The organism is Pseudenterobacter timonensis (assembly GCF_900021175.1).
GTDB classification, from domain to species: domain Bacteria; phylum Pseudomonadota; class Gammaproteobacteria; order Enterobacterales; family Enterobacteriaceae; genus Enterobacter; species Enterobacter timonensis.
In genome coordinates this window covers 108276-134857 of the sequence record NZ_FCOP01000007.1, presented here as the reverse complement: position 1 = coordinate 134857, position 26582 = coordinate 108276, and the positions used below count along the sequence as shown (strand labels likewise).

The window sequence follows — 26582 nt, the reverse complement described above, 5'->3', positions numbered from 1 at the left end:
ACCCCTTTTTTTACACTGCAATCGTTTGCTTTTACCAACTGGTCAGCTAAAATGCCCGCTTTTCACCCCTGGAATTGTCGCAAATGTCCGTAAATGCCGTAGAGCAACCCGATGCGCAACCGATTGCGCAGCCACATAATAGTGAACTTATCTACCGACTTGAGGACCGACCGCCGCTCGCGCAGACGCTTTTCGCCGCCTGTCAGCACCTTCTGGCGATGTTCGTTGCCGTGATTACACCTGCGCTGCTGATCTGTCAGGCGCTCGGTTTACCCGCCCAGGATACACAGCACATTATCAGCATGTCGCTCTTCGCCTCAGGTGTTGCCTCGATTATTCAGATTAAAGCCTGGGGGCCGGTGGGGTCGGGTTTGCTGTCGATTCAGGGCACCAGCTTCAACTTTGTCGCCCCGCTGATCATGGGCGGGACGGCGCTGAAAACTGGCGGCGCGGATGTGCCGACTATGATGGCGGCGCTGTTTGGCACGCTGATGCTCGCCAGCTGTACTGAAATGGTGATCTCCCGTGTGCTGCATCTGGCGCGGCGCATTATTACCCCGCTGGTCTCCGGCGTCGTGGTAATGATTATCGGGCTGTCGCTGATCCAGGTTGGCCTGACCTCTATCGGCGGCGGGTATGCGGCCATGAACGATCATACGTTCGGCGCGCCAAAAAACCTGCTGCTGGCGGGCGTGGTACTGGCGATCATCATCCTGCTTAACCGACAGCGTAACCCCTATCTGCGCGTCGCCTCGCTGGTGATCGCTATGGCGGCGGGATACCTGCTGGCATGGGCGCTGGACATGCTGCCGGAAAACAGTGCGCCTGCCAGCACTGCGCTGATCATGGTGCCGTCGCCGCTCTATTACGGCCTGGGCATCGACTGGAGTTTGCTGCTGCCGCTGATGCTGGTCTTTATGATCACCTCGCTGGAGACAATCGGGGATATTACCGCCACCTCTGATGTCTCTGAGCAGCCGGTTTCCGGCTCGCTCTATATGAAACGTCTGAAGGGGGGCGTGCTGGCGAACGGTCTGAACTCCTTTGTCTCGGCGCTGTTTAACACCTTCCCCAACTCCTGCTTCGGGCAGAACAACGGGGTGATTCAGCTGACGGGCGTTGCCAGCCGCTATGTGGGCTTTGTGGTAGCGCTGATGCTGATCCTGCTGGGCCTGTTCCCGGCGGTCAGCGGCTTTGTGCAGCACATTCCTGAGCCGGTACTTGGCGGCGCCACGCTGGTGATGTTCGGCACCATCGCCGCCTCTGGCGTGCGTATCGTCTCCCGCGAGCCGCTGAACCGCCGCGCGATTATGATTATCGCCCTGTCGCTGGCGGTGGGTCTCGGCGTTTCTCAGCAGCCGCTGATCCTGCAGTTTGCGCCGGACTGGGTGAAAAACCTGCTCTCTTCCGGCATCGCCGCAGGCGGTATTACCGCCATTGTGCTCAATCTCATCCTCCCGCCCGAAAAGCGCTAATCGTTATCCCGGCAGGCGGTCAATACCTGCCGGGTAACCTAATTACACTATTCCCGCCTTGAGCATTGCATATAAATCGTGCATAACTCCTCTATCTGCGTTTTACCGGATGGAAGACCATGAAATTTATTGGAAAGCTGATCCTTTTTGTTTTAATAGCGATTCTTATCGCCATTCTGGCTCTCTATTTCCTTATCCAGACGCGCTGGGGCGCGGCGCAGGTCAGCAGCTGGATCACGGTGAATACGGATTACGAACTCAATTTTGATCTGATGGACCACCGTTTCTCTTCCCCATCGCACCTCGTTCTGCAAAACGTTACCTTCGGGCGCGACGGCAAACCCGCCACGCTGGTGGCGAAAACGGTTGATATCGGCCTGAGCAGCCGTCAGGTCACCGATCCGATGCATATGGATACCATTACGCTGGCCGACGGGACGCTGAATCTCTCTTCGCAGACCGCTCCCCTCCCTTTCCGGGCCGACCGGTTACAGCTGAACAATATGGCCTTCAACAGCCCGAACACCGGCTGGGATCTGAGCGCCCAGAAGGTGACCGGTGGCGTCACCCCCTGGCAGCCGGAAGCGGGTAACGTGCTGGGTAAAAAGGCACACATTCAGATGAGCGCCGGATCGTTGACGTTGAACGGCGTTCCCGCCAGCAACGTGCTGATTCAGGGGACGCTGAACGGTAACGAAGTGACGCTGGACACGATCGGCGCGGATATGGCGCGCGGCGCGCTGACCGGCACCGCCCGCCGCAATGCGGACGGTAGCTGGGTTATCGATACCCTGCGCTTAACCGATATCCGTCTGCAAAGCGACAAAACTCTGGCAGAATTTTTCGCCCCTGTCACCACGCTGCCCTCGCTGAAAATTGGCCGCCTGGAGGTGACCGATGCCCGGCTACAGGGTCCTGACTGGGCGGTGACCGATCTCGATTTAAGCCTGCGCGGGCTGACGCTCAGCAAGGACGACTGGCAGAGCGAGGAGGGACGGCTCTCTATGAACGCGAGCGAGTTTATATACGGTTCGCTGCATCTTTTCGATCCCATCATCAACGCTGAGTTCTCCCCCCAGGGCATTGCGCTGCGCCAGTTTACTTCCCGCTGGGAAGGGGGCATGGTGCGGACCTCCGGCAACTGGCTGCGCAACGGCAAAGCGCTGGTACTGGATGACGCCGCCATCGCCGGGCTGGAATATACCCTGCCGGAAAACTGGAAATCCCTCTGGCTGGAGCCGCTGCCGGCCTGGCTGCAGAGCGTGACGCTGAAGAAATTTGGCCTGAGCCGTAACCTGGTGATTGATATCGACCCGGCGTTCCCGTGGCAGATCACCGCCCTTGACGGCTACGGCGGCGGGTTACAGCTGGTGAAGAACCGACAGTGGGGGATCTGGGGCGGCGGCGCCAAACTGAACGGCGCGGCGGCAACCTTTAACCGGGTGGACGTGAGACGTCCGTCGATGACGCTGAACGCTAATGCCTCCACGGTTAACATCACCGAGCTGAGCGCCTTTACCGAGAAGGGCATCCTGGAGGCGACCGCGACCGTGTCGCAACTGCCGCAGCGCCAGACCACGGTGAGCCTGACCGGGCGCGGCGTACCGCTCAACGTGCTCGAGCAATGGGGCTGGCCCGCGCTGCCCGTTAGCGGCGATGGCAATATCCAGCTGACCGCCAGCGGGAGCGTGCAGGCGAAAACGCCGTTAAAACCGACGGTGAATGGCAAGCTGAGCGCGGTGAATATGGACAAGCAGCAGGTCACGCAGATAATGACGGGCGGCGTGGTATCCACCGCTCCGGCGCAGTAAATAAGCCGGGTGGCGGCTGCGCCTTACCCGGCCTACAAAGATAAAAAGCTACCCGCTGGCACAATCTGTCCCCTCTCCTCTTTGGGGAGAGGGTTAGGGGCGGCGTGGTATCCACCGCTCCGGCGCAATAAATAAGCCGGGTGGCGGCTGCGCCTTACCCGGCCTACAAAAATAAAAAGCTACCCGCTGGCACAATCCGTCCCCTCTCCCCTTTGGGGAGAGGGTTAGGGGCGGTGTGGTATCCACCGCTCCGGCGCAGTAAATAAGCCGGGTGGCGGCTGCACCTTACCTGGCCTACAAAGATAAAAAGCTACCCGCTGGCACAATCTGTCCCCTCTCCTCTCTGGGGAGAGGGTTAGGGGCGGTGTGGTATCCACCGCTCCGGCGCAGTAAATAAGCCGGGTGGCGGCTGCGCCTTACTCGGCCTACAAAGATAAAAAGCCACCCGCTGGCACAATCTGTCCCCTCTCCCCTTTGGGGAGAGGGTTAGGGGCGGTGTGGTATCCACCGCTCCGGCGCAGTAAATAAGCCGGGTGGCGGCTGCGCCTTACCTGGCCTACAAAGATAAAAAGTTACCCGCTGGCACAATCCGTCCCCTCTCCCCTTTGGGGAGAGGGTTAGGGTGAGGGGAAGGCCACTACAGCTTAACCACCACCTCGCTGCCCTGCGGACTCACCACCACGCCCCACTCGCTGCCGCTGTGTGAACCGCCCTCAACACCGCTAATCTGCTGTACATTGCGCAAACAGAGCGACCAGTTCCGCGCATCACCTTCACCCTTCACGGTCACGGTGTCGCCCTGACGGGATGCCGTAAGGGTGAAGATCACCGTTCCATCCGCCGTCGGCACTTCACTCACCGCTGTTGCCCCATCCTGCAGATTAAAGAGCTGGAACGCTGTCTGCTCGTTCCACGCGTAGTCCGGCTTCTGGCTGTTATTACCCAGCGCCAGCAGCGTGTTTTCACGCACATAGACCGGCAGGCTCAGGAAATCGTGCTGCTGTTTATGCCAGCGGCAGCCCGCGATCTCATCGTTGCGCCACAGGTGCGTCCAGCGCCCTTCCGGCAGGTAAAACTGCACCTCCCCGGCCTCGGAGAAGACGGGGGCCACCATCACCGCGTCGCCCAGCATGTACTGGCGATCGAGATAGTCGCACGCCGGATCGTCCGGGAACTCCAGCATCATGGCGCGCAGCATCGGCGTGCCGCACTCGCGCGCCAGCGCCGCCTGCCGGTAGAGATAGGGCATCATCCGGCATTTCAGCTCGGTAAAGTGGCGCACCACGTCGCAGGACTCTTCATCGTAAGCCCACGGCACGCGATAGGATTTGCTGCCATGCAGGCGGCTGTGGCTGGAGAGCAGCCCGAACGCGCACCAGCGCTTATAGACGTGCGCCGGGGCGGTATTCTCGAACCCGCCAATATCGTGGCTCCAGAAGCCAAAGCCGGAGAGACCAATCGACAGCCCGCCGCGCAGACTTTCCGCCATCGATTCGTAATTGGCGTAGCAGTCGCCGCCCCAGTGCACCGGGAACTGCTGTGCGCCAACGGAGGCGGAACGGGCAAAGAGCACCGCCTCTTCCTCGCCGACCGTCTCTTTCAGCACGTTCCACACCAGTTCGTTGTAGATGTAGGCATAATGGTTGTGCATTTTCTGCGGATCGGAACCGTCAAACCACTGCACATCGGTCGGGATGCGCTCGCCGAAGTCGGTCTTGAAGCAGTCAACGCCAATATTGACCAGCCCTTTCAGCTTGTCGGCGTACCATTTGCAGGCCTCCGGGTTGGTGAAGTCATAGATTGCCAGCCCCGGCTGCCATTTATCCCACTGCCACAAGGAACCATCCGGACGTTTGAGCAGATAGCCCTTCTCCTTCAGCTCTTTAAAGATCGGCGATTTCTGGCCGATGTAAGGGTTGATCCAGACGCAGACCTTCAGCCCTTTCTCCTTCAGGCGGCGAATCATCCCTTCCGGGTCCGGGAAGGTGACCGGATCCCATTCAAAATCGCACCACTGGAAGGCCTTCATCCAGAAGCAGTCGAAATGAAAGACGTGCAGCGGCAGATTGCGCCCGGCCATACCGTCGATAAAGCTGTTTACCGTCGCTTCGTCGTAGTTAGTGGTGAACGAGGTGGTCAGCCACAGGCCGAAGGACCACGCGGGCGGCAGCGCCGGGCGGCCGGTAAACTGCGTATAGCGGTTCAGCACCGCTTTTGGCGTCGGGCCGTCGATGACAAAATATTCCAGATGCTCCCCTTCAACGCTGAACTGCACCTTAGAGACCTTCTCGGAGCCCACTTCAAAGGAGACGTTTTCCGGGTGATTGACCAGCACGCCGTAGCCGCGGTTGGTGAGATAGAAGGGGATATTTTTATAGGACTGTTCGGTGCTGGTGCCGCCGTCGCGGTTCCAGGTCTCCACCGTCTGGCCGTTACGCACCAGCGCGGTAAAACGCTCTCCGAGGCCGTAGACCGTCTCCCCCACGCCCAGATCCAGACGTTCAAACACATAGTTGCGATCGGTATTGCTGTCCTGCACGTAGCCGTTGTTTTTCAACTGGCTGCCGGTAATACGCTGCCCGTCGCGCAGAAAATCGAGCGACCAGAACTCCCCTTTGGTGACGCGCACGCTGAGATGGCCGCTTTTCAGCTCCGCATACTCCGCCGTGTTTTCAATCTCTACCGGCAGATCCTTAAGAACGTTCAGGGGATAGTGGGGGCCGTTATCCAGCGCGCCCTGAAAGTGTTCCAGGCGAACGCCGATGATCCCCTCCTGCGGGGAGAACAGGCGGACCGTAAAGAGCGGCGTATCCAGCTGCCAGGTACGTTCGCGCACGTCGCGCGGCGCAACATAGACAACCAGCTCATTGTCCTGCTGTTCGACATCGAACACCTGCACCGGATAGACCACGTTAAGACCCGGTTGAATGAGCCAGTTTCCGTCACTGATTTTCATCTTCTCTTCCTCTTAGTTCTGTAACTCTTTACCGACCGGCATCGCGTCAAACTCTTCCTGATTGCGGCGCGCGCCCTGCGCCAGCTCGCCCAGGATTTTGGTCAGGAACGGCGTTTTCAGCGTGTAGTAGCGTTTGGCGATCACGGCGCTCAGCAGATAGCAGATGGCCGGCACGATGGTAAACAGGCTGATGATAATGGTGATGGTGGTGCCATTCTGGGTTTTGGCTGCGGCGTCGTAGCCGCCGCCCGCCAGCATCCAGCCGATAAGCGCGCCGCCGAGCGCCAGGCCGAGTTTGAGGACAAACAGGGTGCCAGCAAAGCTAATACCGGTGAGGCGTTTGCCGTTAGTCCATTCGCCATAATCGACGGTGTCGGACATCATCACCCACTGGATCGGGGTCACCAGCTGGTGTAGGACGCCAATCACGAAGATAAAGCTGAACATCAGCACTGTGGCGTGCATCGGCACGAAGAACATCGCCACGCTCGCCACAGCCAGCAGGGCGTTGGTCCACCAGAAGACGCTGACCTTGCATTTCCAGTCGGTGAGCGGCTTGGCCAGCGCGGAGCCGATAAGGTTGCCCACGCAGTAAGTGGTGAGGAACGCCACGAACATCTCCGGCGACCCCATAATCCAGGTGCAGTAGTACATCATCGCCCCGCCGCGCACGCAGACGGCGAGGATGTTGAGGATGGTGAGCAGACCGACGATGCGCCACTGGTCGTTGCGCCAGATATCGCGCAGATCTTCCCGCATGGAGGTGGTGCTCGGCGGCACCTGGATACGCTCTTTGGTGGTGAAGAAACAGAAAGCGAGCATCATAAAGGCGACCACTGACAGCACGGCGATCCCGCCCTGGAAGCCCAGCGCTTTGTCATCGCCGCCAATCAGGTTGACCAGCGGCATCATCAGCACCGTGGAGAGCATGCCGCCTGCCGTGGCCAGCACGAAGCGCCAGGACTGAAGGGAGATACGCTGCGTCGGATCGTTGGTGATAACACCGCCCAGCGCGCAGTAAGGGATATTCACCACGGTATAGAGCAGGGTCAGCAGGGTGTAGGTGATGGCGGCATAAATCAGTTTGCCATTATGGCTGAGGTCCGGCGTGGTGTAGGCCAGCACGCAGACGATGCCGAACGGGATCGCGCCGAACAAAATCCATGGCCGGAACTTACCCCAGCGGCTGCGGGTGCGGTCGGCGATAAGCCCCATGCAGGGGTCGGAGATGGCATCCAGCGCGCGCGCCAGCAGGAACATCGTGCCGACGAATCCGGCGGGGATGCCAAAGATATCGGTATAGAAAAACATCATATACAACATGACGTTGTCGAAAATGATGTGGCTGGCGGCATCTCCCATGCCATAGCCAATCTTCTCTTTTACAGACAGAACTTCGCTCATATTTTTTATCCTTCACGCTGTAGGGGGCGCTGAGACCGGTTTCTTGTTTTTAAACCATTGTTTCGAAAACGGGTATTCTGATATCTGGTTAGCAGGTTACGTTTCTTCTTTTTTGTGATCGCGATAAAGATCGCGAGGCACGAAATGCTAACCTGAGGATTTTCTTAAGATTTAACCGAAAGGGGGTAATGCAGGTCAAAAGAAGGGCGAAAAAAGTGTGTGTGGGTATGTGGTTACGGAGGGAAAGTGGCTATAATGCGCCCCGCCTCCATGTAGCAATGCAGGCGCGGAAGATCGTCATCTCCGGTGAGGTGGCTGGACTTCAAATCCAGTTGGGGCCGCCAGCGGTCCCGGGCAGGTTCGACTCCTGTGATCTTCCGCCAGTTCTTTATTTCTTTTCATAAATACATTTTGCACATATCACTTACGCTTTTCGATCTGTAGAAAATTGGGGACTAAGGAATGAATTTCCAAGCTGAACCGGTTACTATTAACACACTACTATCTGTTAATAAACAGTATTTCATCCCACGATATCAACGTGGCTTTTCATGGACAAAAGATAATATTGATGAACTCTGGTCAGATTTAATTAATAGCATTGAAAAGGATGATAATGGAAATTTAACATGCGAAGAATATTTCATTGGCACTCTTGTTTTGGCTGGTCGAGATGATAGTTTTGAAGTAGAAGTAGTCGATGGTCAGCAACGATTAACTGTAATAACAATGTTTCTATCATCTATTTGTAGAGCCCTAAAATCAGCAGGTGCTGAACGGCAGTCACGTGCATTATTTGAAACTTTTATAAAAGGTTCAGATAGGCAGGGCAATGAATTTGCCAAACTAGATAAACGCTCCACGACTAATTACTTTAGATTAATGATCCAAGATTTAGAGCAGCATGATACAGAAGTTATATCGGAAGAAGATGTTCTTGTACAAAATGCTTTCAATCAAATAAATAAAATTGTAAGTAAACCCTCTCTTCAAAAATCCTTCAGTATTGAAGGTGATTTCAACGATGCTGCCTATGTAGATACATTAAATATTCTTATTGATCTTATAGCGGATCATTTAAAAATAATAAGAGTAAATGTAATAAACAATGATGATGCGTACACCATTTTTGAGATTCTCAATGCGAGAGGCATAAATTTAAGTCCAGTGGACTTAATTAAAAATAAGATACTACAAGAATGGAGCGGTACTTATCCAATTGATTTTGCAAAACAGAAATGGAATGAGATTGTAACATTATTATCGTCACGAGATACTTCGGCAGGATTAGAAGAATATTCTATTCACCATTGGACAACATCCTTTGCCTATACAAGTAAAAGAAATTTGTATAAGGCTTTCAAAAAACAATGGACTGCAGGTTCTTTTACCGCAGAACAATATTTAAATAGTTTACATTCAGATTGCGATATCTATGTAAAAATTATATCACCGCAATTAACTGATTGGAGACAAGCTGATCAGAGACCAATCTATAATTCATTGGCTGCGCTTAAAACTTTCAACGTAAGTATAATGCGATCTTTTCTATTATCTTTATTTAAAGCAAGAATGAATAGTATTATCTCGCAAAGAAAATTAATTATGACTTTAAATAAAATAGAAAGTTTTCATTTTATGTTTAATGCGATTTGTAGTTTACGCCCATCGGGTATAGAAGGTCTTTATGCCAAATGCGCCAGAAATTTATCAGCGGCATCCAACAGGCAACAAGCTTCAGCGGTTATCAATGAGCTAACAAATACATTGCAACAAAAAAAACCTACGCGTCAGAATTTCATTGATAAATTTAACACCTTACAATTCTCCAACAAAAACACAGCAAATAAAAAACTAATCCAATATATATTTACCAAATATGAAAGATATTTGAGGCAAACGAGCGAATTTGAGCCAGCAGACCTTTCATTAGAACACATAGCACCACAATCAGACAGGATTATTGATCCTTTTATAGTAACTACTATAGGAAACTTGTTGCCTCTTGGACAAGATATTAATGGCAGAGCAAACATTGCTGATTTCTCCGCCAAAAAAGCCATATATGAGCAGTCTGATTACAGGGTAGTAGCAGAATTCTTATCGAGCAATTTACACAATCATCAATGGACACAAGTAGATATAGAAAATCGTACAACAGCTCTTGCACAGCTTTCATACGATACTATTTGGGGTTAAATTATGTTTGCGCACAAAGGTAATTCGTATCTTACCTTTGTGCTATTTTTCCAATAATCTTTTACGACAAGCTTCCTTAACCCACTTACTAAAATTTCCTTTCCCCGCAGCTTTCTCAATCTGCTCCAAAAGCTCATCCTCGAACCGAATGTTCTTCATAGTGCTTTTGGTTCGATCAAAATTTGGTTTCTTTTTCTCTTGCATGGTAGGTACCACTTCGGTTAGTTTATCTACATGTGGTACCTACCACATGGATTCCCAATTCAAGCAACGCCCAGCAGTGTTGGAACACTAAATGGCGTCTAACCTCACCAACTATCAAGGAGTTGATTATGGCTGATTCGCATTCTACCCCAGACACCGACCAATCCGGAACCGAGCATTCGATAATAGTGGGATACCGCCCAAATGTTTTCGACAAATCTACGCCCAAAATCATCCTTTCCGGAAAATGGCTGCGCGCGGCGGGGTTTGATACCGGCAATCAGGTTACGGTAAAGGTAATGAAAGGATGTATCGTTCTGGTGGCGTATAGCGAGAAAGAGCAGCAGTTACTGGACGATTACAAACAGACGAAAGCTCAGCTCGTTCATTTAGAAGAAGCGTTCGCGGCCATTCAGTCTCAGCGCTCTGGAAAGACGCTCGCAAAATCGACCACAAACCATCCGGTTTAATAGCTGTTCAGGCATACTCTGGCCCTGAAAGGGAATAACAAAAATGGAGGCAACAAAATGAAAACTCTAAACGAAATTATTGCTTCCCGCTCGCCAGAAAGCCAGGCAAGGATCAAGGAAATGGCGGATGAGATGATCTTCGAAACCCATTCACAAGTGATACGTGAAGAGTTAAAACTCTCGCAAAAACAGGTGGTGGATAGTTCCGATTATCCACCACCAGCAACGCGGAAATGAGCTAAAAATCGGCCTCTTCAAACATTGGGCTGCAAGAGCCTGAAGAGATAAATTCCTCTTCAGGCTCGCCTTCCCCTACTCCTCACCTTCTGCGCCAGCATCTGCCAGTCAAAGGGTTCAAGCTGCGCATAGGTCACGCCGCACGCCGCCATGCGTTCGGGAAGCTGGCGCTGGGCGGCAGCCGTCGCCTGGCTCATCAGCCCTTCTCCACCCGCGTCGCGCAGGGTCTTGACCACCTCCTCCATCTCCTCGCTGCGGCGAATGCCGTGCTCGGCGACGCGGCTTATCAGGTAGCCGGGGAACGTCGCGTTCCAGCCCAGCGACGGGAAGCTGGCGTGCAGCGAGGCGAGCACCTTCTCTTCCACGCCATATTCCCGGGCGGCAAACAGACATTCTGTGGTCAGCGCTTCCAGACCTTTAATCATCACGCTGCGGCACATTTTGATGGCCGACACGCTGCCGACGCGCTCTGCGCCATAACGTGCATTAAAGCCCAGGGAAGTCAGCAGAGAGGTCACGGCCTGCGCCTGCGGGCCGCCGGTGAGCAGCGGCGTGTTAAGCCCGGCGGGCGGCACCGGGGCCATGACCGCCACATCCACGTAAGCACCGGGCTTAAAATATCCGGCGGCCTGCCGCTTGGTCTGGGTGATCATCAGCCCCTTGCGGCGCTCAGGCATATATTCCGCCACCAGCGTGACGCAGTTGGGCATCACCGCCCCCAGCCCAAGACCGGTAAGAAAGCGCATCAGCGCCAGCTGTGACGGGCTTTGCGCCATCGCCGCCGCCAGGCTAAAAATGGCGAAAAAGGCCACCGACCAGAGCAGGATCTGCTTGCGGCCATAGCGGTCTGACAGCGGTCCGGCTACCAGCGCGCCGATGGCGACGCCAAACATGGCCGCCCCCAGAATGGGACCGAGTTCGGCACGGCTGATACCCCAGTCCTCCAGCAGCGCAGGGGCAATAAAACCCATAACCGCCGCGTCGTAACCATCCAGCATGATGATTACAAAGCAGAGCAGCAGGACATTCCACTGAAAGCGCGAGATCGGTCGGGCATCGATCCACGCTTTCACATCTACAGCGTTCGGGTGATTCATAGGGTCACTTCCTTAAGCAGGCGGTACGAATGTTCTGGTTAGCGTTATGTATTGAACTTTCGTCACCAACTTAAGGCAGATAGGGGGCACTGTCCGGTTCAAAAAACCAGCGGCAGGTATGAGTTCTATTTATATTGTGATGGACGTGGCGAAAAAAAGCGGCGCGGTTCCGCCCCAGGCAGGCGGGATGGTGAGCCTGGGGCGTTAGCGATATCGACATTACTGATGCTTCACCCACACCAGCTGATCCACCCGGAAGCCCAGCCCGCGGGCGATGTTCAGATAATCCTGTTTCACCTTCTCCGGGATGGTCGGCGTGCGGGACAAGATCCACAGGTAGTCGCGGTTCGGCCCGCTCACCAGCGCATATTTATACTCATCATCCAGCGCGATCACGTTATAACCACCGTAGAACGGCCCGAAGAAGGAGACCTTCAGCGCGGCGGTGGTCGGCGCGCCGGTAAAGTAGGCTTTACCTTCGCTCTCGTTCCACTTGTTCTTCTGCGGATCATAGCCGCGGTTGAGGACCGAGATCCCGCCGTCGCTGCGCTTGCCGTAGGTCGCGGTCACCTGCTCCAGACCGCGCTCGAAGCGGTTCTCCAGGCGGGCGACTTCATACCATTTACCAAGGTAGCGGCTGGCGTCAAAGTTGGTGATGGGCTGAACGCCCTTCGGCGGCGTGGGGGACTGACAGGCCACCAGGGTCAGCGCGATTGCGACGCCGGTGACAACAGGCCATAGCTTCATATGAACTCCTTTCGTCTATGCGTTGTGTTTAAGTGTAGTGCAGGCGGCAGGCTCTACCGCAGTCGGGGAAATATTCGTAGAATATTGAGACATTTCTCTCTCTGCGGATCTCCCATGTCATATTCCATCGGCGAATTTGCCCGGCTTTGCGGAATCAACGCCACCACGCTGCGGGCATGGCAGAGCCGCTACGGTCTGCTGAAGCCGCTGCGTACCGAAGGGGGGCATCGTCTCTACAGCGACGCCGACGTGCAGCAGGCGCTGAAGATCCTCGACTGGGTGAAAAAAGGGGTGCCGGTAAGCCAGGTCAAGGCTCTGCTGGAGCGCCCCGAACCGCAGCGCACCAATAACTGGCTCGTCCTGCAGGAGACGCTGCTGGCGCGACTGCAGGAGGGGAAAATCGACTCCCTGCGCCAGCAGATCTACAACGCGGGCCGCGAATATCCACGTCCGGAGCTGGTCACGGAGGTGCTGCGCCCCCTGCGCAGCCGTCTGTCGGGCAATACGGCCGCGATGATGACCCTGCGCGCGGTGCTGGACGGGGTGATTCTCTCTTACACGGCGTTTTGCCTGGAGGGGGATAAAAAAGCGCCGGGGGATAACTGTCTGATCAGCGGCTGGCATTTGAATGATGCGTGTGAAATCTGGCTGGAGGCGCTGAAGCGTACCGGACAGGGGCACCGTATCGACCTGCTCCCCGTTCCGCCCGGGACGCTGGCGCCGGAGCTGTTCCCGGCTCGCCGCTGGCTGCTGGTGACCAGCGGCAAACTCACTGCCGCCCGTCAGAAACAGGCCGAGCGCTGGCGCGAAACGCTCGACTCGCTGGAGATTATCATCCTCTGACCCGCCCTTTTATCACGGAAAATTGAACATTTTCCGCCAAAAGGGCTGCTACATTTCGTCCTGTTCACCATCATTCAAACAGGACAAAACAATGAAAAAACTCACCGGATTTCTGCTGTTATCCGCCTTTGCCGCGCCGTCCGCCTTTAGCGCCGCCCCCGCCGGGACGCTGAGCGTGCACATCCTTAACCAGCAGACTGGCCAGCCTTCCCCGGCGGTTACCGTCACGCTGGAAAAACAGCAGCAGGATAAGTGGACCACGCTCGCCAGCGCTAAAACCGACCAGGATGGCCGTATTAAGTCGCTCTTCCCGCAGGATCAGGATATGCAGCCGGGTGTTTATAAGGTGACCTTTAAGACCCAGGAATATTTCCGCAGCCAAAAGCTGGACTCCTTCTTCCCGGAAATTCCGGTGCTGTTTACCGTCACCCGCACCAACGAAAAACTGCATATTCCCCTGCTGCTCAGCCAGTACGGCTACTCCACCTATAAAGGCAGCTGAGATAAAACTTCCACATAAAAACACATTTGTGTAAGTTTGGGCTATACTGGTTTCATCACCTGAAAACAGAAGAGGCTCATCATGCAGACTCAGCCCATACTCGGAATTAGCGGATGCCTGACCGGCTCGACCGTACGCTTTGACGGCGGGCACAAGCGCATGGGTTTTGTCATGGATGAGCTGGCCCAGTGGGTGACCTTCAGGCCGGTTTGCCCGGAGATGGCGATTGGCCTGCCGGTGCCCCGTCCGGCGCTGCGCCTGATCCAGACCACGGATGGCGAGGTGCAGATGCGGTTCAGCCACGCGCCACACGATGACGTGTCGGCGAAGATGGCGGAATTTGCGGAAAACTATCTCCCGCGCATCGGCGATCTGGCCGGGTTCATTGTCTGCGCCAAATCACCGAGCTGCGGCATGGAGCGCGTCAGGCTCTATGATGAGAAAGGCAACCGTGGCCGCAAGGAGGGCGTAGGGCTGTTCACCGCCGCCCTGCTGGCGCGCTACCCGTGGCTGCCGGTGGAAGAGGATGGTCGTCTGCACGATCCAATACTGCGGGAGAATTTTGTCGAGCGGGTCTTTGCCCTGCATGAGCTAAACACGCTGCACGCCCGCGGCCTGACCCGCCGCGCCCTGCTGGACTTCCACAGCCGCTACAAGCTGCAGCTACTGGCGCACCATCAGGCGGGATATCGCGAAATCGGGCCGTTTGTCGCCGCTATGCACGAGTGGGACGATCTGGAGGCATTTTTTGTCGCCTACCGGGAGAAGCTGATGGCGATCCTGAAACAGCCCGCCTCGCGTAAAAATCACACCAACGTGCTGATGCATATCCAGGGCTATTTTCATAAGCAGCTTAACGTACGCCAGCGCGCCGAGCTGCGGCAGATCATTCTCAACTACCGCGCCGGGCTGCTGCCCATTCTCGCGCCGCTCACCCTGCTGAAGCACTATCTGGCGGAATACCCTGACCGCTACCTGCTGACGCAGAATTACTTCGATCCCTATCCCGACGATTTAGGCTTACGTCTTGCTGTCGCCTGACGTCCTATAAAGCGAAGGCCTCTGGCCCTAAAGGCCCCATAAGCAACACCCTTAGACGACACCCTCACTGTCGTCTTTTTTTATGGATCTCTGAAGGTTTTACGCCACTGTGCCGGACTCACGCCAAATCGCTTTTTAAACTGCTGGCGATAGGTGACGGCAGATAAAAACCCCACCTTCTCCGCAATCCGCTCAATCGACACATTGCCGGCTTCCAGTAAAATCTGGCTACGACGAAGGCGTTCGGCGGTGAGCCAGTCGGCAACGCTCATGCCGGTCGCTTTCATAAAATGGCGGGTCAGCGAGCGGCGGCTCATGGAGACCCTTTCTGCCAGCGCGTCGAGCGTAAGTGGCTCATGAATATGCTGTTGGAGATAGTCGATAAGGCCGTTAATGCGGGCGTCACGGGTGTCACCGGGAACGGGTTGTTCGATATATTGCGCCTGCCCCCCTTCACGATGCGGCGAGACGACCATGCGTCGGGCGATCTGGTTAGCCACCACGCTGCCAAAGCGCTGGCGAATAATATACAAACAGCAGTCCAGCGCGGCGGCAGTGCCTGCCGAAGTAATGATCCGGTCGTCATCCACGTATAACGCATTGATATCCAGCTGCACTTCAGGAAACAGCGCCTGAAACTGGCGTTCAAACTCCCAGTGAGTCACGGCGCGTTTCCCCTTCAGAAGCCCGGCGTGACCCAGCACGAACGATCCCAGGCAGAGTCCGACGATTTCCGCGCCGTTGTCCCGGGCTTTTACCAGTGCGTCGAGCAGCGCCTGCGGCGGAATCTCCGTCGAAGGGGGCCAGTAAGGGACGATAACGATATCCGCCTGCCGGACCGCCGAAAAATCGTGCGTGGCGTTAAGTAACGTAAAGCCATCATGCGCCGTATAAATACCGGGTATTTCGGCGCACAACGTCACGTTAAAGCGTTTTTTCCCCGCCACCATATCGCTGAAGAGAATACAGGGAACGGAGTAGTGAAAAGGAATAAACCCTTCCACAGCGATAATCGCGACATTGATAAGTTTCACGGCTTCTCCTTCCCCGCTCCTGCTTAAAAGGTAAGCGTTTCGCCATCCTGCGGAATAGCGAGCACGTCGCTAAACTGATTCGCCTTGGCGTAATCACGCAGGGCGCTGCGCGTTAACAGGCAGTGATTTATCGCCTCCATATGCGTGGCGACAAGCCGGGCCTGAGGCAGCAGAAAATGGACGTTCAGAACATCTTCCTGGCCCATGATAATCGGCCCGAAGCCGAGCACATGGGCATAGCCCGCATTGAGCACAATCACGTCCGGCTGATGCTTGCGGAGATCGGCTGCCACCTCCGCACGCCAGATGGTATCCCCTGCAAGATATAACGTTTTTTCATCCGGATGGCGAAAGACAACGCCACACGCTTCGCCCAGACGCTCCGCCAGCTCCGGTACAGCATAGGCGCGATCGCTGCCGTGCTGCCCGCCATCCGTTTTGTAAAGCTGAATATCGCCAAACGCGCTTGTTGCGGACAACAGCATCAGCTGCGTGAATCCCTGCGAACGCAGCAGATCCGCATCGTGCTGGTTCTGAACGAAGATCGGCATTGTTTTGGGGATCAGCTCGCTTGCCGCCCGATCCCAGTGATCTTCATGCGTGTGCGTCACAATAACAGCATCCACCTCCAGCAGCGATTCAACGCTGACCGGTAAATCAACCATGGGGTTGCGGATCCCGGCGCGCGCGGTGCCCGGGAAACCAGGAAATGCGTCTTTCGGCGACAGCATGGGATCAATTAAGAAACGCTTCCCGCCGTAGGTAATAAGCTGGGTGGCGTTACGAATCTGGGTAATGTTCATGGGCTCTCCTCTTTATCAGATATAAGGAGAATAGCCGCACGCCGCCCGACATAATGTGGGCGAAAGGGCAATGATCGATGAAATCGGGCCAGGCTGCGCCATCATACCCGCAGCGCCTCGACCACCAGCGAAAAGGCCGGGGAAGGCTGCTTGCGGCTGGGGTAGTAAAGGTAATAGCCTGGAAAAGGCTGGCACCAGGGCTCCAGCACGCGGATCAGCCGCCCCTGGTCAATCAGATCGCCAAACTCCTCTTCCGGCAAAAAGGCGATGCCAAAACCCGCCAGCGCAGCATCGACGATATGTTCGGCGGTGTTAAAGGTTAGCTGCCCGTTTACCCGTACGTTCAGATCGCCCCCCTTCTGGTCGAAATCCCATACGTAGATGCCGCCAGATTTGATCATCCGCAGGTTAATGCACTGATGCTGCGTCAGGTCGTGCGGCGTTTGCGGCAGCGGATGGCGGGCAAAATAGTCCGGCGAGGCGACCGCCGCCATGCGCAGCTGCGGGCCGATGGGAACGGCGATCATATCTTTGTCGATGGTATCGCCGATACGCACGCCCGCGTCGAAGCGATCGGCCACGATATCGCGAAAGCCGTGGCTGGCATCGAACTCAATATGGATATCGGGGTATTCCCGCAAAAGCGGGGTCAATTTTGGCAACAGCGTGCGTGTCAGCACGCCCGGGACACAGGTGATGCGCACCGTGCCGGCAGGCTTGTCGCGCAGCGCGTTGAGCATCTCCAGCTCCGCTTCGATTTCATCGAACCGGTTGCCGATAGCGTTCAGCAGACGCTCCCCCGCGGCCGTCAGCGAAACGCTGCGGGTGGTGCGGGTAAGCAGACGGATCTGCATACGGTTTTCCAGGCCGGTGATCGCCTGGCTGAGGGCGGGCTGCGTGACGCTAAGCTGCGCCGCCGCACGGGTAAAGCTCCCTTCGCGCGCCACGGTGACAAACGCGTAGAGATCGTTCAGATTACGTTTCATCATGCCTCATTAATAAGCCAGACTTATAAGCCCATTAAGTATTCATTAGCTAGTAAGGCTACCGCCTGCGTGCCAGAATAACATCCTGTCCTGAAAAACTTTTCTGTTTGCCTGCGCTGGCGCCGGACTATCGAGTCTGCCTCCCCCGATCGGCGCTCTGTCAGTCATTGCCGCCGCGCTGGCCCTGTTCACTATACGCAACGATCCTCAACACAGGAGCTAGTCATGGAAATCAAAGCCATCGGCGCTTTTTCGGCCTCCCAGCCGCTCGAAGCGATGGATATTCGCCGCCGCGAGCCTGGCCCGCACGACGTGCAGATCGAGATTGCTTACTGCGGCATCTGCCACTGAGATATTCACCAGGTGCGTTCAGAGTGGGCGGGAACGCTCTACCCGTGCGTGCCGGGCCATGAAATCGTTGGCCGCGTCGTCGCGACCGGCGACCACGTAGCACGCTATCAGGTTGGCGATCTGGTGGGCGTCGGCTGCATCGTTGATAGCTGTCAGCACTGCGAGGATTGCGACGACGGGCTGGAAAACTACTGCGACCATATGGTCGGCACCTATAACGGTCCTACCGATGACGCGCCGGGCCACACGCTGGGCGGGTATTCGCAGCAGATCGTCGTCCATGAGCGCTATGTCCTGCGCATCAACCATCCGGACGCGCAGCTTGCCGCCGTCGCGCCGCTGCTCTGCGCAGGGATCACTACCTATTCTCCGCTGCGCCACTGGAACGTGGGGCCGGGTAAAAAAGTGGGCGTGGTTGGTATCGGCGGGCTGGGCCATATGGGTATCAAGCTGGCGCACGCGATGGGCGCGCACGTGGTCGCCTTCACCACCTCAGAATCAAAACGCGAGGCGGCGAAAGCGCTCGGCGCGGATGAAGTAGTGGTCTCCCGTAACGCCGACGAGATGGCGGCGCACACCAAAAGCTTCGACTTTATTTTAAACACCGTGGCCGCGCCGCATAATCTGGACGCGTTTACCGTCCTGCTGAAGCGCGACGGCACCATGACGCTGGTGGGCGCACCCGCCACGCCGCACGACTCCCCGGAAGTGTTTAACCTGATTATGAAGCGCCGTTCGATTGCCGGCTCCATGATTGGCGGCATTCCGGAGACCCAGGAGATGCTCGATTTCTGCGCCGAACACGGGATCGTGGCCGATATCGAGATGATCCGCGCGGATCAGATCAACGAGGCCTATGAACGCATGCTGAAAGGCGACGTTCACTATCGTTTCGTGATGGATATCGCCACGCTGAACGCATAAGAGAAGGCGTATAGCGGCACGCTATACGCCTTTTTTTACCAGCCCGGCACCGCCCCGCCGTTAAAGATGGTCTCTGCCGCTTTCGCCACCTCCGGCGACTGGTAGGACTGGATAAACTCCTTCACGTTTTCCGCCCCCTGGTTCTCTTCACGCGTCACCACGATATTCACGTAGGGCGAATTTTTGTCTTCAATAAAGATACCGTCATGCACCGGCGACAGCCCTGTCTGCTGCAGATAGGTGGTGCTAATGATGGCCACGTCGACCTGCGGATCGTCCAGCACGCGCGGCAGCTGCGCCCCTTCCAGCTCCATAATCTTCAGGTTTTTCGGGTTGGCGGTGATATCCAGCGCGGTGGGCAGCAGCCCTACGTCCGGCTTCAGCGTAATCAGCTTCTCTTTTTGCAACAGCAGCAGCGCCCGGCCGAGGTTGGTGGGATCGTTAGGAATGGCGATGGTCGCCCCCTCTTTCAGTTCGGCAACCGATTTAATTTTGCGTGAATAGCCCGCCATCGGAAAGACAAAGGTATTGGCAACCGCCACCAGCTTATAGCCATGCGCCTTATTATCTTCCGCCAGGAACGGGCGATGCTGGAAGACGTTGGCATCCAGCTCGCCATGCGCGGTAGCGTCGTTCGGCAGCAGCGAGCCGCTGAATCCCACCAGCTCCACGTCGAGGCCATACTTCTCCTTCGCCACCTTTTTGGCGACCTCCGCCACCTCCTGCTCGGCGCCGTTAATCACGCCAACTTTAATCTGTTTGCCATTGCCGCCACTCTGATCGCAGCCCGCCAGCAGCAGGCCCGCAAGAAGTAATGCACCGAATCGACGTTTCACCAGACTGTTCCTTTTTAACTGTTTTCACGACTATAACGGCAACGAAACGGCAGGCTAAAAAACGAAACGCTATCAGCCAGAAGGAAAAGTTATATCGCCCTGGCGGTGTTTTTTTTCATGGCTAATAAGCCACTCCTTGCGCGCAAGCCCGCCGCCGTAACCGGTCATCGACCCGTCCTTGCCGATAATACGGTGGCAGGGAATGACAATCGCCACGCGGTTAGCGCCGTTGGCCGCCGCGACGGCCCGCGTCGCAGCGGGATGGCCAAGGGTGACCGCCAGCGCCTGATAGTGCGTGGTTTCGCCAAACGGTACCGCCCGTAATCCCTCCCATACGGCGCGCTGAAACGCACTGCCGGGCATATCCAGCGCCATATCAAACTGCTGGCGACGCCCGGCAAAATAGTCGCCGATCTCGGTTTCCGCCTGTCGGGTATGGTGGTTTTCACCCGCCACGATCCTGGCTTTGAACCGTTTTTGCAGATCGCTAAATTCCGTTTCCAGCATCCGCCGGTCAACAAATTCCAGCAGGCAAACGCCCCGCTCCGTCGCGCAAACAAACATTGGGCCGAGAGGGGTGGTGAAGCGATGGATTACGATAACCGCTTGCCCTTCGCCTGGCGCATGGCCTGTGAGCTTTTTGCAGATATAGCCGAATCCGCTTAACGACTCATAGCCGCTGTCGAACGCCGCATCGGTGGTGGAGCGACCGCTTTTGATCTCCTGCAGCGCAACGTTGACCCGCTGCATACGTTGAAAAGCCTGGAAAGTGATGCCATGGTTTTGCAAAAACCAGCGCCGCACGCGCTCCGGGCTGATCCCACGCTGGCACAGTTCACCGTCGCTGATGCGCGTTTTGGGATTATCCCGTACCAGCTGCAACGCCTGGCCGATAAAAACCGGCGCAGAGCAGGCGTTTTCTGTCGGACAGCAGACTTTGCAAGGCCGAAAGCCCGCGTCGAGCGCCGATTTCACATCACGATAAAACTCTACGTTCTCCCGCTTTGGCTTACGCGCCCGGCAGACGGAGATACAGAACACCCCGGTTGTTTTTACACCTACGAAAAACACGCCGGTATATTCTGCCGCACGATCGAGCAGCGCCTGATACCAGATATCGCACTGAACGCTATCGGTGACTTTCATGGCTGAATAACCCCGCAAAAGTTTGCTGTTGCTGAAGGGAAGACAGTAAAGCGTTTAACGCTGTTTGTAATGCGCCATGCACAAAATTGCCCATAGAAATGCGCCGCACGCCCAACGCCTGCAGGGTGGCAAAATCGGCAAGGCCGGGCATACACATGACGTTTAGTGGCAGGGGAATTTCACGCACCAGCGTGGCGATATCTTCATTCTGCGTCACACCCGGAACAAACAGGCCATCCGCGCCGCGTCCGGCATAGAGACGGCCACGGCGCAGCGCCTCTTCCAGCGCATTTTCGCAACCGACAACAAAACTGTCGGTACGGATGTTTAAAAACAGGCCGGTGCGTGCCTGTGCGATGGTCTCCAGCTTGTCGGCAAAGCTATTGGCATCATCAAGCTGACGTACGCCGTTGACCACATGACTGTCCTCAAGATTGATGCCCACCACACCAATACGGGCCAGACGCTGGATCGCGAAAAGGGTATCGCCATAGCCCGCTTCGAGGTCAACGCTTAACGGCAGATCGGTAACCGTTCGGATGCGCGAGACGATGAACAGCAGTTCATCCAGGGCGATCTGTTCGCCATCCTCATAGCCCAGCATGGCAGCAATCGCGGCGCTGGAGGTGCCCAGTGCGCGGTATCCCGCCTGCCGGGCCGCCAGCGCGCTGCTGGCATCCCAGACGTTAGCCACGAGTAGCGGCGAAGATGAGTGGTGAAGCGAGGTGAAATCCATGGTCGACTCCGGTAAAGGGTGTCGGATGAGTGTGGCGCTTTCCGCTCACCCCTCACAACCGAAAATCGGACGACCATTTTTATTGCTGGTGGCTTCGGCGCAGCGGCGCTTCGCGCAGGAACCAAGACAGGATAAACGCCAGCGCCATAATGCCCGCCGCCATCACGAATACCGCGTGGATTGCCGAGCCAAAGGCGTCGAGGTAGCCCAGCCGCAGCGTGTCCGGCAGATGATTTACCGAGACGGGGTTCAGTTCCCGCGGCAGTACCGTCCCTTCAGGCAGGCGCGATATCAGCCCCGATTGCAGTACATGGGTAAACACGGCGCCAAAGAGCGCCACGCCAATGGCCCCGCCAATCGAGCGGAACAGCGTCACGCCGGAGGTGGCGACCCCGTACTGGCTGCTGGAGACGCTGTTCTGCACCGCCAGCACCAGCACCTGCATCACCAGCCCAAGCCCCATCCCCAGCACGCCGGTAAACAGGTAGAGATGCCACGTCGGGGAGTGGATCGATATTCGGGTTAACAACACCATGCCGATCGCCCCCAGCAAGGTGCCGAGAATGGGAAACAGACGATACTTCCCGGTGCGGCTGATGATGCGCCCGCTGACAATCGAGGTCAGCAGCAGCCCGCCCATCAGGGGGATAAGCTGTAATCCCGCCTGGGTTGGCGTGGCGTTTTTAACCACCTGCAGATAGAGCGGCAGGAAGGTGACCGACCCAAACAGGGCCAGGCCGATGATAAAACCTATCAGGCTGCAGAGCAGAAAACTGCGATCGCGAAAGAGCGACAGCGGAATGATCGGCTCCCATGCCAGGCGCTCCTCGTAAATAAACCCGGCGATACCGGTTAACCCAAACGCCAGAATGCACCAGAGCTGCGGATCGCTCCAGGGCCGTACCGTCCCCCCTTCGGTGGTAAAGAGGATAATGCAGAGCAGCGCCATGCTGAGGTAAAAGGCTCCCAGATAGTCAATTTCATGGGCGTTACGCCGGGCGCTGCCGTGGAATACCGCGCCAATCACCACCAGCGCAAACAGCCCAAGCGGCAGGTTAATATAGAAAATCCACCGCCAGGAGGCGTGCTGCACAAGAAAACCGCCGATCAGCGGGCCGATGACCGTCGCCAGCCCGAACACGCCGCCAAACAGCCCCTGATAGCGCCCGCGATCCGCCGGGGGAATGACGTCCGCCACGGCCGCCATGCTGATCACCATCAGGCCGCCGCCGCCCAGCCCCTGCAGGGCGCGCATCAGCACCAGCTGGGTCATATTCTGCGCCAGCCCACATAAGACGGAACCGAGCAGAAACAGGACAATCGCGATTTGCAGGACGATTTTACGGCCAAAAAGGTCGCCAAATTTGCCATACAGCGGAACGACGATGGTGGAGGAGAGAATATAGGCCGTCACGACCCAGGAGAGCCGATCCAGCCCGCCCAGCTCGCCAACAATGGTGGGCAGGGCGGTAGAGACAATCGTTTGATCGAGCGCAGAGAGCAGCATGACCAGCAGCAGCGCGCTGAACAGAAGCCGCACCGACGGCGCTTTCTGCGTCACGGCGGCTTCAGCCTTGTTTGTGGGTTCAAACGCCATCAGGAAACCTTGAAATTAATTAAATGCATAATTAATATTTGTAGAAATTATGATTTCGGTCAAGAGATGAACACGCCATGAAAGCACTAACAGACAATTCTCAGCCTGGCTCTGCAGGCCGTCGTCCCGGGCGCCCGCGCGGCGGCCAGGATAACGCGGCCAGACGCGAACGGCTGCTGGATATCGCGCTAAGTCTCTTTTCCAGACAGGGGATGGCGCAGACGTCGCTTAACGCCATCGCGAAGGAAGCAGGCGTCACCCCCGCCATGCTGAACTACTACTTCAACTCGCGCGAACAGCTGCTGGACGCCATGATTGAAGAGCGTTTTTTACCGCTGCGCAGCGAGATTGTCGCTGTTTTTAAGGCCCATCCTGACGACCCCGTTACGGCGCTCACGCAGACGGTACAGACGCTGGCCCGGCTGGCGGAACGCCACGCCTGGTTCGCCCCGCTGTGGATGCAGGAAGTCATTGGCGAAATGTCGCCGCTGCGCGCCCATCTGTATGCCCGCTGGGGAGAAGAGGAATATTGCGCCACGCTCGCCCTGCTCATCCGCTGGCAACAGGAGGGCAAACTGAACCCCGCCCTCGCCCCTGAGCTTCTCTTCACGACCTTACTCAGCCTTGTGCTGGTGCCCTTCTCAAGGATGCGCAACGACGAAAGGTTAGCATCCCTCTCGCCGGAGACGATCGTGCGTCATGCGCTGGCGGTGACGGGCTCGGGAATGGCGGGTTAAAGCGGCTTAGAAAGATAATACCGCTGCATTCCCTGGTAGGGGAAATCCTCCAGCGTCATCTGCAGCCGGTAGCCCTGCTTCTCGTAAAATGGCCGCGCCTGGAAGCTGAAGGTGTCCACCAGCGCATGGCCGCAGCCCTTGCGCCTGGCCTCCTCTTCCGCCGCCTGCATCAGTCGACTGCCCAGCCCGGTGCCGCGAGCCGCCTCGCTCACCCAGAGGTATTTGATGCAGAACCATTCGCCCGTGCGTTGCCCGGTCAGCCCGCCCTGCAGTGTGCCCTTGTCGTCACGCGCAAAGAGGCCGATGTCGCCATGGGCGAGCGGCAGGTCGATAAACTGCTGGTTATAGGCGCGTAAGCCGGCGAGAAGGTCATTGTGATCCTGTTCGGCAATGTTATCGGTGACGCTCAGCTGCATATCCCCTCCTGTATATTGATAAGTCACACTATTGCACGCTTTGGACGGTCAGTACACTCATACTCTTCGTCGCGGGAAATCATACTTTTGGCTTGAATCATGCTGCCGTTTGTAACGATATATTTCAGAGAGGGTCTGTTATTACTGCGGAGGTTCTATGAAAGTCGCGCACCTGTTCTGTCTGATACTCTGTCTCCTCTTCGCTGTATTTGTACATGCGCAGGAGCAGTCGGACCCGGCAAAAGAGGCAAAGCTGCGTCAGGCGGTGATGAAGGACATCAAAAAAGTCTGCGCGCCGCAGCGCAGGCAGACCGATAAAGAGTGGCAGGCGATGATAATGTCATCCGAGGTGAACCGCATCCTGGTAAAAAACGCCCTGCTGGCCGTCGAGCGGGATAACCTCGACAACTACTGGGAAGCGGTGAGCAAGGTGGATTGCATGGAGGATTATTAACTCCTCCCCCGCAGGTTAGCGCTTGCGAATATCCGGGATAATCAGATCCCCGCGCAATACATAAGCGCCGAGCATCCGCGTTTTCGCCGTTAACCAGTCGGCGATGCGCGCCGCCATCGCATCCATCGAATATTCAATCGCCGGGATGACGGGAATACCAGGCAGATGCAGCGATCCCGCCAGGCTAAAGACCATAATCTCTTCCGGCACCGACTTGTTAAAGGCCTGCAATTGCGGAATGACGCGCTGGGCTTCCTGCTCATCCGCCACCAGCAGCGCGTTGAAATTGAGGGTCGAGGCGTTATTCAGCAGCTCCTGGAGCGCCACGGAGGAGGAGGTGGCCTCCATAAAGACCAGGTTGCGATTAAAGGGCAGGAAATTTTTCTCCAGCGCATGTTTGTAGCCCAGCAGCACCTGATCGGCAAAGCCGCTGCCGTAAGGGTGAATCAGCGCGATCTGGCGACGACCCTGGCTCGCCAGGTAGTTACAGGCCGTCTCGGCGGCGAAGGCGTGATCGAAATGGATGCTGTTAGCGTTCTCCGTCTCCATACAGTCCACCAGAATGACATTCTCCTGGTCGATATGTAGCGGGAAACGCGCGCCAATAATCAACACATCGTCGCACAGTCCACAGGAGAGTTCTTCGAGCGCGGTCATCACCTCCGCCCGGGTATTGGCGAAACGCAGCAGGAGATGCTTTTGGTGCTGGCTGAGCTGTTTTTCCAGCGCATAGAGGTAGCCGGTGGTCTGGTTGACGTTCTCCTGCGCGCAGATAACGCCAATACAGCCGGTAGACTGGCTGAGCAGCGACTGGGCGATAACGTTTGGCCGATAGTTCAGCTCATCCACCGCTTTCAATACGGCCTGGCGGCTGGCCTCCTTGACCCCGCGCGACCCGCTCAACACCCGCGATACCGTGGCTTTCGACACCCCGGCCAGACGTGATACATCGTTGATTGTAGACATCTCTCTCCCCTTGCGGACAACCGCTGTCCCTGTAAATCCTGTCACTTCTGTGGCTCAGATAATCGCCAGAAAGGAGTATAGCCGTTTCCGTTTTTCATGGAAACCGATTTTCCGTTTCCCCTCAAATTGCGTTAAAAGCAGCCAAATAATGTGATCAAAATCGTGATAATTAGCCTCATAAGCAACCGTTATTGATGGTTGTCACAATTCTGTCTTTTATAAATGGAAACCGGTTTCCATCTGTTATCCAATCATCCACGCAATAACTTTTTACATTTTGAGGATGGTTGTCGATGTTCAAGATTATGCTGTGCTGTTCTGCGGGGATGTCCACCAGTCTTTTAGTGAGGAAAATGGTTGAAGCGGCGGAAAGCCGTGGTCTGCCGGTCAAAATCGACGCCTACGGCGTTTCCGAATTTGACATCCAGTTTCCGCAATATCAGGTGGTGCTTCTCGGACCCCAGGTGAAATACATGTTAAAAACCCTTTCAGACAAGGCCGCTACTCAGGGCATACCGGTGCAAGCCATCGATACGATGGATTACGGCATGCAGCGTGGCGATAAGGTCCTGGACTATGCACTGTCGCTGATCGAAGCGGCGCACTAAAA

24 protein-coding genes, 1 tRNA gene and 3 pseudogenes are annotated in these 26582 nt (G+C 56.3%); 13 read left to right on the top strand and 15 right to left on the bottom strand.

The window, feature by feature from the left end:
- Window positions 1–83 precede the first annotated feature (83 nt).
- Together BN3796_RS01650 and BN3796_RS01645 are read left to right on the top strand one after the other, a co-directional pair.
- Window positions 84–1475 (top strand): nucleobase:cation symporter-2 family protein, encoded by a 1392-nt coding sequence (locus BN3796_RS01650; protein ID WP_061706708.1) that lies wholly within the window; start codon window positions 84–86, stop codon window positions 1473–1475.
- 119 nt (window positions 1476–1594) lie between these two features.
- Complete coding sequence (locus tag BN3796_RS01645) at window positions 1595–3286, top strand: AsmA family protein (protein ID WP_061706707.1); 1692 nt, start codon at window positions 1595–1597, stop codon at window positions 3284–3286.
- Window positions 3287–3923: 637 nt separating this feature from the next.
- On the opposite strand, the gene yicI is transcribed toward BN3796_RS01645, so the two are convergent.
- Window positions 3924–6242, bottom strand: coding sequence for an alpha-xylosidase (gene yicI / locus BN3796_RS01640; protein ID WP_061706706.1), 2319 nt, complete (start codon window positions 6240–6242; stop codon window positions 3924–3926).
- Window positions 6243–6254: 12 nt separating this feature from the next.
- Window positions 6255–7646: a glycoside-pentoside-hexuronide family transporter gene (locus BN3796_RS01635; protein ID WP_061706705.1), complete on the bottom strand. Its 1392-nt coding sequence runs from the start codon at window positions 7644–7646 to the stop codon at window positions 6255–6257.
- Between the two features lie 288 nt (window positions 7647–7934).
- Between BN3796_RS01635 and BN3796_RS01630 the strand changes: the two genes are divergently transcribed.
- Both BN3796_RS01630 and BN3796_RS19825 read left to right on the top strand, forming a co-directional pair.
- Window positions 7935–8029, top strand: a tRNA-Sec gene (locus tag BN3796_RS01630).
- Between the two features lie 79 nt (window positions 8030–8108).
- Window positions 8109–9845, top strand: a complete 1737-nt coding sequence (locus BN3796_RS19825; RefSeq protein ID WP_073885042.1) for a DUF262 domain-containing protein — start codon at window positions 8109–8111, stop codon at window positions 9843–9845.
- Window positions 9846–9887: 42 nt separating this feature from the next.
- On the opposite strand, the gene BN3796_RS19820 is transcribed toward BN3796_RS19825, so the two are convergent.
- The gene (locus BN3796_RS19820) at window positions 9888–10049 is read right to left on the bottom strand and encodes a YlcI/YnfO family protein (protein WP_073885041.1); all 162 of its coding nucleotides are present in this window, start codon (window positions 10047–10049) and stop codon (window positions 9888–9890) included.
- Window positions 10050–10177: 128 nt separating this feature from the next.
- Between BN3796_RS19820 and BN3796_RS01625 the strand changes: the two genes are divergently transcribed.
- Window positions 10178–10519, top strand: a complete 342-nt coding sequence (locus tag BN3796_RS01625) for a SymE family type I addiction module toxin (RefSeq protein ID WP_061706704.1) — start codon at window positions 10178–10180, stop codon at window positions 10517–10519.
- 57 nt (window positions 10520–10576) lie between these two features.
- Window positions 10577–10753, top strand: a pseudogene (locus BN3796_RS01620) (transcriptional regulator); the annotation flags it as partial.
- Window positions 10754–10815: 62 nt separating this feature from the next.
- Here BN3796_RS01620 and BN3796_RS21105 read toward each other — a convergent pair.
- From BN3796_RS21105 to BN3796_RS01610, 3 genes and pseudogenes are all read right to left on the bottom strand, one after another.
- Complete coding sequence (locus tag BN3796_RS21105) at window positions 10816–11181, bottom strand: DUF1932 domain-containing protein (protein WP_321572437.1); 366 nt, start codon at window positions 11179–11181, stop codon at window positions 10816–10818.
- A gap of 219 nt (window positions 11182–11400) precedes the next feature.
- A pseudogene (locus tag BN3796_RS19815) lies at window positions 11401–11853 on the bottom strand (MFS transporter); the annotation flags it as partial.
- A gap of 219 nt (window positions 11854–12072) precedes the next feature.
- Window positions 12073–12600: a lipocalin family protein gene (locus BN3796_RS01610; RefSeq protein WP_061706703.1), complete on the bottom strand. Its 528-nt coding sequence runs from the start codon at window positions 12598–12600 to the stop codon at window positions 12073–12075.
- Between the two features lie 114 nt (window positions 12601–12714).
- On the opposite strand from BN3796_RS01610, the gene BN3796_RS01605 reads away from it, so the two are divergent.
- The 3 genes from BN3796_RS01605 (at window position 12715) to BN3796_RS01595 (ending at window position 14986) form a co-directional block, all read left to right on the top strand.
- Window positions 12715–13443, top strand: coding sequence for a MerR family transcriptional regulator (locus BN3796_RS01605; RefSeq protein WP_061706702.1), 729 nt, complete (start codon window positions 12715–12717; stop codon window positions 13441–13443).
- Window positions 13444–13534: 91 nt separating this feature from the next.
- Window positions 13535–13945 carry a hydroxyisourate hydrolase gene (gene uraH / locus BN3796_RS01600; protein WP_061706701.1) on the top strand — a complete coding sequence of 137 codons (411 nt, stop codon included), beginning with the start codon at window positions 13535–13537 and terminating at the stop codon, window positions 13943–13945.
- 81 nt (window positions 13946–14026) lie between these two features.
- On the top strand, window positions 14027–14986 hold the full coding sequence (locus BN3796_RS01595) for a YbgA family protein (RefSeq protein WP_061706700.1): 960 nt from the start codon (window positions 14027–14029) through the stop codon (window positions 14984–14986).
- Window positions 14987–15066: 80 nt separating this feature from the next.
- Here the strand turns inward: BN3796_RS01595 and BN3796_RS01590 are convergent, their stop codons facing one another.
- The 3 genes from BN3796_RS01590 to BN3796_RS01580 all read right to left on the bottom strand — a co-directional run bounded on the left by BN3796_RS01590 (window position 15067) and on the right by BN3796_RS01580 (window position 17809).
- On the bottom strand, window positions 15067–16020 hold the full coding sequence (locus BN3796_RS01590; RefSeq protein WP_061706699.1) for a GlxA family transcriptional regulator: 954 nt from the start codon (window positions 16018–16020) through the stop codon (window positions 15067–15069).
- Window positions 16021–16043: 23 nt separating this feature from the next.
- Window positions 16044–16823, bottom strand: a complete 780-nt coding sequence (locus tag BN3796_RS01585; RefSeq protein WP_061706698.1) for an MBL fold metallo-hydrolase — start codon at window positions 16821–16823, stop codon at window positions 16044–16046.
- Between the two features lie 101 nt (window positions 16824–16924).
- Window positions 16925–17809 carry a LysR family transcriptional regulator gene (locus BN3796_RS01580; RefSeq protein ID WP_061706697.1) on the bottom strand — a complete coding sequence of 295 codons (885 nt, stop codon included), beginning with the start codon at window positions 17807–17809 and terminating at the stop codon, window positions 16925–16927.
- A 225-nt stretch (window positions 17810–18034) separates the two neighbouring features.
- Between BN3796_RS01580 and BN3796_RS01575 the strand changes: the two are divergent.
- Window positions 18035–19084 (top strand): annotated as a pseudogene (locus tag BN3796_RS01575) (NAD(P)-dependent alcohol dehydrogenase).
- A gap of 35 nt (window positions 19085–19119) precedes the next feature.
- Here BN3796_RS01575 and nlpA read toward each other — a convergent pair.
- The 4 genes from nlpA to BN3796_RS01555 form a co-directional block, all read right to left on the bottom strand.
- Window positions 19120–19920: a lipoprotein NlpA gene (gene nlpA, locus BN3796_RS01570; RefSeq protein WP_061706696.1), complete on the bottom strand. Its 801-nt coding sequence runs from the start codon at window positions 19918–19920 to the stop codon at window positions 19120–19122.
- 72 nt (window positions 19921–19992) lie between these two features.
- Entirely contained in the window at window positions 19993–21066 is a 1074-nt protein-coding gene (locus BN3796_RS01565; protein WP_061706695.1) for a bifunctional transcriptional activator/DNA repair enzyme AdaA, read from the bottom strand.
- A complete protein-coding gene (locus tag BN3796_RS01560; protein WP_061706694.1) occupies window positions 21050–21802 on the bottom strand; it encodes an isocitrate lyase/PEP mutase family protein in 753 nt (250 codons plus the stop codon). Before BN3796_RS01560 ends, BN3796_RS01565 begins: the two co-directional genes overlap by 17 nt.
- 79 nt (window positions 21803–21881) lie before the next feature.
- Complete coding sequence (locus tag BN3796_RS01555) at window positions 21882–23399, bottom strand: MDR family MFS transporter (RefSeq protein ID WP_061706693.1); 1518 nt, start codon at window positions 23397–23399, stop codon at window positions 21882–21884.
- 77 nt (window positions 23400–23476) lie between these two features.
- Between BN3796_RS01555 and BN3796_RS01550 the strand changes: the two genes are divergently transcribed.
- Window positions 23477–24136, top strand: a complete 660-nt coding sequence (locus BN3796_RS01550; protein ID WP_061706692.1) for a TetR/AcrR family transcriptional regulator — start codon at window positions 23477–23479, stop codon at window positions 24134–24136.
- Here BN3796_RS01550 and BN3796_RS01545 read toward each other — a convergent pair.
- A complete protein-coding gene (locus tag BN3796_RS01545) occupies window positions 24133–24552 on the bottom strand; it encodes a GNAT family N-acetyltransferase (protein ID WP_061706691.1) in 420 nt (139 codons plus the stop codon). The genes BN3796_RS01550 and BN3796_RS01545 overlap by 4 nt on opposite strands.
- A 157-nt stretch (window positions 24553–24709) precedes the next feature.
- Between BN3796_RS01545 and BN3796_RS01540 the strand changes: the two genes are divergently transcribed.
- Window positions 24710–25006: a YicS family protein gene (locus tag BN3796_RS01540; protein ID WP_061706690.1), complete on the top strand. Its 297-nt coding sequence runs from the start codon at window positions 24710–24712 to the stop codon at window positions 25004–25006.
- Between the two features lie 15 nt (window positions 25007–25021).
- Here BN3796_RS01540 and BN3796_RS01535 read toward each other — a convergent pair whose 3' ends face one another.
- Entirely contained in the window at window positions 25022–25972 is a 951-nt protein-coding gene (locus BN3796_RS01535; protein WP_061706689.1) for a LacI family DNA-binding transcriptional regulator, read from the bottom strand.
- 293 nt (window positions 25973–26265) lie between these two features.
- Between BN3796_RS01535 and BN3796_RS01530 the strand changes: the two genes are divergently transcribed.
- Window positions 26266–26580, top strand: coding sequence for a PTS sugar transporter subunit IIB (locus BN3796_RS01530; RefSeq protein ID WP_061706688.1), 315 nt, complete (start codon window positions 26266–26268; stop codon window positions 26578–26580).
- Window positions 26581–26582: the final 2 nt, after the last annotated feature.

Excerpts from the sequence above, each read along its gene's own strand:
- BN3796_RS01560 (WP_061706694.1), bottom strand. The coding sequence starts at position 21,802 with ATGGATTTCACCTCGCTTCACCACTCATCTTCGCCGCTACTCGTGGCT.
- BN3796_RS01625 (WP_061706704.1), top strand. The coding sequence starts at position 10,178 with ATGGCTGATTCGCATTCTACCCCAGACACCGACCAATCCGGAACCGAG.
- BN3796_RS01650 (WP_061706708.1), top strand. The coding sequence starts at position 84 with ATGTCCGTAAATGCCGTAGAGCAACCCGATGCGCAACCGATTGCGCAG.
- BN3796_RS01605 (WP_061706702.1), top strand. The coding sequence starts at position 12,715 with ATGTCATATTCCATCGGCGAATTTGCCCGGCTTTGCGGAATCAACGCC.
- BN3796_RS19825 (WP_073885042.1), top strand. The coding sequence starts at position 8,109 with ATGAATTTCCAAGCTGAACCGGTTACTATTAACACACTACTATCTGTT.
- BN3796_RS01535 (WP_061706689.1), bottom strand. The coding sequence starts at position 25,972 with ATGTCTACAATCAACGATGTATCACGTCTGGCCGGGGTGTCGAAAGCC.
- uraH (WP_061706701.1), top strand. The coding sequence starts at position 13,535 with ATGAAAAAACTCACCGGATTTCTGCTGTTATCCGCCTTTGCCGCGCCG.
- BN3796_RS01545 (WP_061706691.1), bottom strand. The coding sequence starts at position 24,552 with ATGCAGCTGAGCGTCACCGATAACATTGCCGAACAGGATCACAATGAC.
- BN3796_RS01555 (WP_061706693.1), bottom strand. The coding sequence starts at position 23,399 with ATGGCGTTTGAACCCACAAACAAGGCTGAAGCCGCCGTGACGCAGAAA.
- BN3796_RS19820 (WP_073885041.1), bottom strand. The coding sequence starts at position 10,049 with ATGCAAGAGAAAAAGAAACCAAATTTTGATCGAACCAAAAGCACTATG.
- BN3796_RS01645 (WP_061706707.1), top strand. The coding sequence starts at position 1,595 with ATGAAATTTATTGGAAAGCTGATCCTTTTTGTTTTAATAGCGATTCTT.
- yicI (WP_061706706.1), bottom strand. The coding sequence starts at position 6,242 with ATGAAAATCAGTGACGGAAACTGGCTCATTCAACCGGGTCTTAACGTG.
- BN3796_RS01635 (WP_061706705.1), bottom strand. The coding sequence starts at position 7,646 with ATGAGCGAAGTTCTGTCTGTAAAAGAGAAGATTGGCTATGGCATGGGA.
- BN3796_RS01585 (WP_061706698.1), bottom strand. The coding sequence starts at position 16,823 with ATGAACATTACCCAGATTCGTAACGCCACCCAGCTTATTACCTACGGC.
- BN3796_RS01540 (WP_061706690.1), top strand. The coding sequence starts at position 24,710 with ATGAAAGTCGCGCACCTGTTCTGTCTGATACTCTGTCTCCTCTTCGCT.
- BN3796_RS21105 (WP_321572437.1), bottom strand. The coding sequence starts at position 11,181 with ATGATTAAAGGTCTGGAAGCGCTGACCACAGAATGTCTGTTTGCCGCC.
- BN3796_RS01550 (WP_061706692.1), top strand. The coding sequence starts at position 23,477 with ATGAAAGCACTAACAGACAATTCTCAGCCTGGCTCTGCAGGCCGTCGT.
- BN3796_RS01595 (WP_061706700.1), top strand. The coding sequence starts at position 14,027 with ATGCAGACTCAGCCCATACTCGGAATTAGCGGATGCCTGACCGGCTCG.
- BN3796_RS01610 (WP_061706703.1), bottom strand. The coding sequence starts at position 12,600 with ATGAAGCTATGGCCTGTTGTCACCGGCGTCGCAATCGCGCTGACCCTG.
- BN3796_RS01530 (WP_061706688.1), top strand. The coding sequence starts at position 26,266 with ATGTTCAAGATTATGCTGTGCTGTTCTGCGGGGATGTCCACCAGTCTT.
- BN3796_RS01565 (WP_061706695.1), bottom strand. The coding sequence starts at position 21,066 with ATGAAAGTCACCGATAGCGTTCAGTGCGATATCTGGTATCAGGCGCTG.
- BN3796_RS01580 (WP_061706697.1), bottom strand. The coding sequence starts at position 17,809 with ATGAAACGTAATCTGAACGATCTCTACGCGTTTGTCACCGTGGCGCGC.